We start from the raw sequence: 6,229 nt of genomic DNA, 5'->3' as shown, positions 1-6,229 counted from the left end.
AACTGTTCTAAGGCCTTTTTCTTGAGGCCGTCGTAATCAAATTGATCATTCTTGCTCATAAAAAGAAACTTGTGTTAAAGGTCAGGAAATTATTTTAACCTTTGACACAGTTCATTTTACAGTCTCGTAAACAGTTGTAGGTTTAGGTATTGCCAGGGTACTCTTACTTTGGCTTTTTCTTTTTACAGGGACAGCCAGACCAGGCTTGCTCCTTTCAGATCACGTTGTTTTGTCAGCTTTAACGTAACGTAGATATTATTCTCTTTATCGTAATCCGAGATATTGAATAATCCCAGATAATGTTCATTCTTTTTCTTTGACTTGCCGAAGACAAATCTCCTTTCAGGAAATCCTGTCTTCCCATCCAGCGCATAGCTGAAAGCATCACAATCACTCAACCCACGCAAAGTAGAAATATCTGCTGTTTTCAGTTTTTCATTATTGCTCGCCGGGTCATTCAGCAATACATACGCACTATCTTTCCCTTCAACAAATGCAAATGATTTATACTGATCACCCATGTTTAATTTCTGTGCATCAAGATCCCTGTTTGCCATGTAGAAATTTGACAGCTCTGAACTTTTGATATACTGTTTCTTGGGAATGAAACTGGTGTTGGTCTCTTTGCCTGTACTGTCAAAATTCATGATGGCTATATGATCAAGCAGGTAATAATTGTACGAAGCCGCATCTATATGGTTCACAGAAATTTTGGTCAGCTCTTCAAACAGGATCGTAAAGCTGCCATCACGATGAACAGAGAGAGCCTGCGGCATTCCGGTATAGGATGCTTTTTGACCGTATATCTCTTTCTTCATGGCATTGGCCTTTTCCGGGTAGATGCTTATTTCTTTTTCCAGCTGATTGGTAAAAGGATCTATGACAACGAGGAAGCCTTTATAATAAGGTCGCTCCGCATCTTCCACATGTGCAGTGCCCAGTAATAACAGCTTTTTTGTAGCGGGATTATAACGTACCGTAGCGCTATCTGCCAGCCTGTCGCCGGAGAGATTAAGTATCTCCATTTTCATTTTCTTTGCCCCTTTTTCCATAGATGCAATGATCAGCTGACCTTCCCTGTCATTGGCAGCTATCTGATTATACGCAAATCCCAGGATAAAAAGCTTTTCTCCAACTACTGCCATATCCAGGAAGTTGAGAGAGCCGTATCTGTATGGAGAGTCGTAATAAGTGCGGCAGATCTCCTGGTGCTCATTATTGTACAGGATAGCTTCTATCTGGTTCCTGCCTGCGGCATCATCATTATTCTTGCGGATCAGCAGGGCATAATTATTCCCATTGGGATCTCTTCTTACGGTAAAAGAAGATACAGAGGGATATTCCGGTATAAAAGGAAGATCGCGGGAAAGGTATTTGGCGGCTTCCCCCAGCTTATCTTCCCGTTCCAGCTCTCCTGTTATTCCGTTGATAATGAGACGGTAAAGTACAGGGCGGCGATCATCTACCTCACTGATCATCAGGACAATGTTTCCATCCACTTCAAAGATGGCATTGACACAGGTCCCTTTCAATATGCCAAAGGACGGGTCCAGGTGCTTGATCACTTTTAGTTTGTGATACTGGTCGTAAAAATTGAGGTCAATACCTGTACGCAAGGTAAGATGCATGTAAAGGGTACTGCCGTTCTTAAGCTGGAGTATCCTGGAATAACCGGATACATCTTCCTGGAACATAGTACTTTCTGCAATAGGAGTAAGCTGTGCGAAGGCAAGTGCCTGGAAAAGTACAGACAACAGCAATAAGGATAGTCTCTTCATAGGATAGTAGGCTGTTATAGGTCAAATATAGTTATTATCTCCTTCTTTACTATATAATCCTGTTAATTATCAATAAAATCCAATTCTTCATCCGGTCGCCAGACAAAATTTCCTCTCTCTAAAAAACTAATTATCAATAAACTCCCAGGCACTCTGATAGGCATTCTTCCCTTCCGCATAACTGATAAAATCAGCATAGAACGGTAACTGGGATAACGTAGCACTATCTCCGATCACCACCAGCTTTTTCCTTGCTCTTGTCATAGCAACGTTCATACGACGGATATCCGATAGGAATCCGATCTTATTATCTGTATTACTCCTGGTCATACTGATATAAACAATATCCCTTTCCTGTCCCTGAAAACTATCTATTGTATTGACAGAGATATTGTTATTGAACGCCTGGAGCTCAGGAGCATGCTGTAGCTGTTCTTTCAGGATATGTATCTGTTGCTTATAGGGAGAAATAATAGCGATGGAGGGAAAATTCCCTTGCTGATAATGTGCGTTGAGCGATGTTACCAGCTGGGTAAGATGTTTAAACAGGAAAGCCGCTTCTTCGGGGTTAGTAGTGCTGGTACCTTCCGTTTTTTCATCAAAGCCACAACCGGCGGTATCTACAAAGGAAAGGGGCACATCTTCCGGAAACAGCAGATGACCGGCTACGGAGGTATGTGCTTTGAGCTTATCGTTATAGAAGATGGAAGAAGAATAACCCATGATCATTTCATTCATGCGGTATTGTTCTTCCAGCATCACAACAGAAGCCGGGTGAAGGGCAGTACACTTTTCCAGCAGGGTGGTACTCAGGCCGTTCCTGGTTGCTTCATCAGATTTCACAGTGGGCGATAGCTGACAATGATCTCCTGCCAGCACTACTTTCTGCGCTTTAAGGATAGGTATCCAGCAGGCAGGCTCCAGGGCCTGTCCGGCTTCATCTATCACCACTGTATGATATTTCAGATGACGTACGGTATAGTGATTGGCGCCTACCAGGGTAGCGGTGATGACCTGGGCTTTAGCCAGCAGGTCGTTCAGGATGTATTGTTCTGTATTTTCTACCTGTTTCATGATACTGCGTGCCTCATCAAAAAGGGCCTTGCGCTGCTCACGTTCCGCTTTCCCGAAGTTGCGCTTATACTTGTGAGCCATATCCCTGAACTCATTAGCCTGCTTTTTCAGCCGTTTGATCTCTTTCATATTGCTGTGCCCGGCCATCTTACTATCCAGGGTAAGTGCAGAGAGGCTTTCAGAAACACGGGCCGGATTGCCTACGCGCAGCACATTTAACCCCTCGTCTGACAATCTTTCGCTCAGCAGATCTACGGCAGCATTGCTTGGAGCCACTACCAGCACCTGTTTATGCTCCTGTTTGATAAGCGCCTTGATGGCCTGTACCAGCGTGGTTGTTTTTCCCGTACCAGGAGGACCGTGTACAATAGCCAGTTCATTGGCAGAGAGTATTTTATTGACCGCATCCTGCTGTGAGGCATTGAGGCGGGGTAAGGTAACAGGATGAAGCTCTGTCTGGAAAGTAGGCTGCTTTTCACCTGTCAGTATCTTTATCAGCCTGCCTTCTTCCGGTTTTTCACTGAGTGCGATAGCCTGCTTCAGGGCATTCTGCATCTCGTCGTAGCTGTTGTCGTCAAAGAGGAGGTCTATGCCCAGCTTACCGTCACGGCTCCAGTCCGGCAGCTCATCAGTACGTAAGGTGATCTTCAGCCGGTTGCCACTTTGATGGGTAATAGTGCCTTCTATACGATCGTTTTTTGCGTCATGGTTGGAAAACAGGACAGCAGATACGCCAAAGCGCAGCTGGTGTACAATGTCCTGGTGAGTGGTACGTTCTACTTCAACGGTAAGATAATCTCCGCGGCTCATTTCAGTATCCCTGATGGCAATAGGGTACCATGTAAGCCCGTTTTCCCTGCGTTGAGCCACGGACGATGTTTCTGTCAGTTCCTGGTAAGCCTTCCGGTCTTCTTCTCTCTCTATCTTTAATAGCTCAAGCAGCTTTTTGAAATACTCCATCCTGCAAAGGTAGGTCAAAATCGGTTTGACTTTTCAGTAACCCAATATCGGCTTTCGGTAATGAATTCTTACGATTAGGTGAGAAATCTGCCCCTGACCAGTGGAATCAGGTTATTTTTACAATATGGAGGAGATAACAAACGATACATTTTTAAACAACAGGAAAAAACGGGTCCTGGTCGTTTTCTTTGCATTCCTGTTGTTATACTTCGTTTCCTATATCATTGATCCATATTCAAAATTTGTTACAGATTACTTTAAACGGGAGCCACTGGCTATTCTCGGGGAATGGACGGTATCGTTTATCTTTTGCTTTTTAATATCTGAGTCAGCTATCCGCATTCATGCTTTACTCAACAAATATCTGTCCTGGACGGAAAGATCAGGTAAGCGGCTGGTAATAGAAGCCAGCCTGAACCTGCTTGCCGTTTTAGTCATCATTTTCCTGGATCTGCTCTGCTTTTCTTTAATAGAAGGAGAGCCCCTGCCGTTTCATAATAATGTACCTATTGAAGAGAGGAGGGGATTGTTACAATGGGTGCTTGTAAGTGCAATAATTGCCTTTATGATAATAGCCATTAATACTGGCAATTACCTGATATTAAACTGGAGAAATACAGCTATAGAGGCAGCCGGACATAAATTGAAAGCAGCTGAAAATAAGCAGGCTGCTATGGAAGCAGAATTGCAGGCTTTAAAACTGCAGATAGATCCTCATTTTGTTTTCAACAACCTTAGTGTATTGTCTGAGCTTATACTGGAAAACCAGCAGTTAGGTTATGAATATGCGGAGAATTTCTCCAAGGTTTACCGCTATCTGCTGGTAAATTCAAGGAAAGATATCATCTTGCTGGAAGAAGAGCTGAAATTCCTCAACGCATATATTTTTCTTATTCAGCACCGGGCTGGTAATGGAGTACATTTTGAAATTGATATAGATAAAGGTAGCAGGGACCTGTATCTCCCTCCACTTACATTGCAACTGCTGATAGAGAATGCCCTGAAGCATAATAAAACAATTAAAAGTGATCCACTGAAGATCAGGATATTCAGCAATGATAAGAAGGAACTGATAGTAGAAAATAAACTGATAGCAATAGAAAAACAGGTAAATTCCTCCGGAATTGGTTTACAGAATATCATCAGCAGGTACCAGCTTCTCTCAAAAGAACCACCGGAAATTATAAAAGGGCCAGATTCATTTAAAGTGATAATCCGATTAATAAAATTATGATCGACAAAATACTAATCATAGAAGATGAGAAACCGAATGCTGACAGGCTTAAACGGCTTATTAAAGCCATAAGGCCCAGGGCTGTGGTTTTGTCTGTTCTGGATAGTATTACTGATTCCATAGCATGGTTTGCCGGCAATGAAACACCGGATGTGGTAATGATGGATGTGCGGTTGTCTGATGGATTAAGCTTTGAAATTTTCGATAGAATAGAAATAACATGCCCCATTATCTTCACAACAGCATATGATGAATATGCAGTACGGGCATTTAAATATAACAGCCTGGATTACCTGTTGAAACCGGTAGAACAGGAAGAGCTGGAAGCTGCTTTCGGGAAACTGGAACGCTTATCCCTGGTGGAACAGAAAAAGTCAATAGAAGGGCTGTTGAACTTCCTGCAGCCTAAAGAATACCGAAGCCGTTTCCTGCTTCCTTACCGGGATGGATATAAGACCGTATTGGTAAGTGATGTAGCTTATTTTTATTCAGAGATGAAAATAACAAGGGCCAGGCTATACAACGGAATGGAAGAGATAGTGCCGCAAACAATGGAAGAGCTGGAAAGTCAGCTGAATCCCAGGCAGTTTTTCAGGGCCAACAGGCAATTCATTATCCATGTAGATGCTATTGAACAGATACATAATTACTTTAACGGCAAACTGAAAGTGATCATCAGAAAAAATGAGAATGTTGAAGTGATTGTAAGCCGCGATAAAGCGAACGCATTAAAATCCTGGATGGATTTTTAGCAGGTATAACGCTGCAAAACAGCGTTATACTTTCCCATATTCTTTCTCCAGTCTTTTCTCCACTATAAACGGGACAAAAGGTACCAGGGACGCAATAAAAAAGCCTGAAACCCTTAATATGCTCCATTTGTATTGTGCCCAGCACACCAGCAACAACGCTACATAGGCAACAAATAAAACCCCATGTACCCAACCCACATATTTTACAGGATGGGGATAATCAAATCCATATTTAAGCGGCATAGCAATGAACAGCAGCACCAGGTACGATATTCCTTCAATAAGTGCGATTCTCCGGTATGATTTTAACATAAGCTTTTAAGAAAACATTGTGAACTACAATATTAGTAATATATTCTGTTATTCTGAAAGTAACACCGGGTCCAGGACCAGCTATACCCGCTTCAGTCACTAATAAATACGCTTCAGTC

5 protein-coding genes are annotated in these 6,229 nt (G+C 42.7%); 2 read left to right on the top strand and 3 right to left on the bottom strand.

Going from position 1 to position 6,229, the window contains the following annotated elements:
• Nucleotides 1–182 precede the first annotated feature (182 nt).
• Entirely contained in the window at nt 183–1,778 is a 1,596-nt protein-coding gene (locus GO493_RS30160; RefSeq protein ID WP_157309966.1) for a hypothetical protein, read from the bottom strand.
• 126 nt (nt 1,779–1,904) lie between these two features.
• The gene (locus GO493_RS30155; protein ID WP_157309965.1) at nt 1,905–3,812 is read right to left on the bottom strand and encodes an AAA domain-containing protein; all 1,908 of its coding nucleotides are present in this window, start codon (nt 3,810–3,812) and stop codon (nt 1,905–1,907) included.
• Nucleotides 3,813–3,936: 124 nt separating this feature from the next.
• Here GO493_RS30155 and GO493_RS30150 point away from each other — a divergent pair, with 124 nt between their 5' ends.
• The gene (locus tag GO493_RS30150) at nt 3,937–5,046 is read left to right on the top strand and encodes a sensor histidine kinase (RefSeq protein WP_157309964.1); all 1,110 of its coding nucleotides are present in this window, start codon (nt 3,937–3,939) and stop codon (nt 5,044–5,046) included.
• The gene (locus tag GO493_RS30145; RefSeq protein ID WP_157309963.1) at nt 5,043–5,798 is read left to right on the top strand and encodes a LytR/AlgR family response regulator transcription factor; all 756 of its coding nucleotides are present in this window, start codon (nt 5,043–5,045) and stop codon (nt 5,796–5,798) included. Before GO493_RS30150 ends, GO493_RS30145 begins: the two co-directional genes overlap by 4 nt.
• A gap of 24 nt (nt 5,799–5,822) precedes the next feature.
• On the opposite strand, the gene GO493_RS30140 is transcribed toward GO493_RS30145, so the two are convergent.
• Nucleotides 5,823–6,110: a DUF3817 domain-containing protein gene (locus GO493_RS30140; protein WP_157309962.1), complete on the bottom strand. Its 288-nt coding sequence runs from the start codon at nt 6,108–6,110 to the stop codon at nt 5,823–5,825.
• Between the last annotated feature and the right edge of the window lie 119 nt (nt 6,111–6,229).

The organism is Chitinophaga tropicalis (assembly GCF_009758205.1).
Taxonomy (GTDB): domain Bacteria; phylum Bacteroidota; class Bacteroidia; order Chitinophagales; family Chitinophagaceae; genus Chitinophaga; species Chitinophaga tropicalis.
Note: the sequence above shows the minus strand (reverse complement) of the source record. Positions and strands in the feature narration are given on the sequence as shown.

What these genes read in the sequence shown, in the direction of transcription:
- GO493_RS30160 (WP_157309966.1), bottom strand. Translation starts at nt 1,778, where the DNA reads ATGAAGAGACTATCCTTATTGCTGTTGTCTGTACTTTTCCAGGCACTT.
- GO493_RS30155 (WP_157309965.1), bottom strand. Translation starts at nt 3,812, where the DNA reads ATGGAGTATTTCAAAAAGCTGCTTGAGCTATTAAAGATAGAGAGAGAA.
- GO493_RS30150 (WP_157309964.1), top strand. Translation starts at nt 3,937, where the DNA reads ATGGAGGAGATAACAAACGATACATTTTTAAACAACAGGAAAAAACGG.
- GO493_RS30145 (WP_157309963.1), top strand. Translation starts at nt 5,043, where the DNA reads ATGATCGACAAAATACTAATCATAGAAGATGAGAAACCGAATGCTGAC.
- GO493_RS30140 (WP_157309962.1), bottom strand. Translation starts at nt 6,110, where the DNA reads ATGTTAAAATCATACCGGAGAATCGCACTTATTGAAGGAATATCGTAC.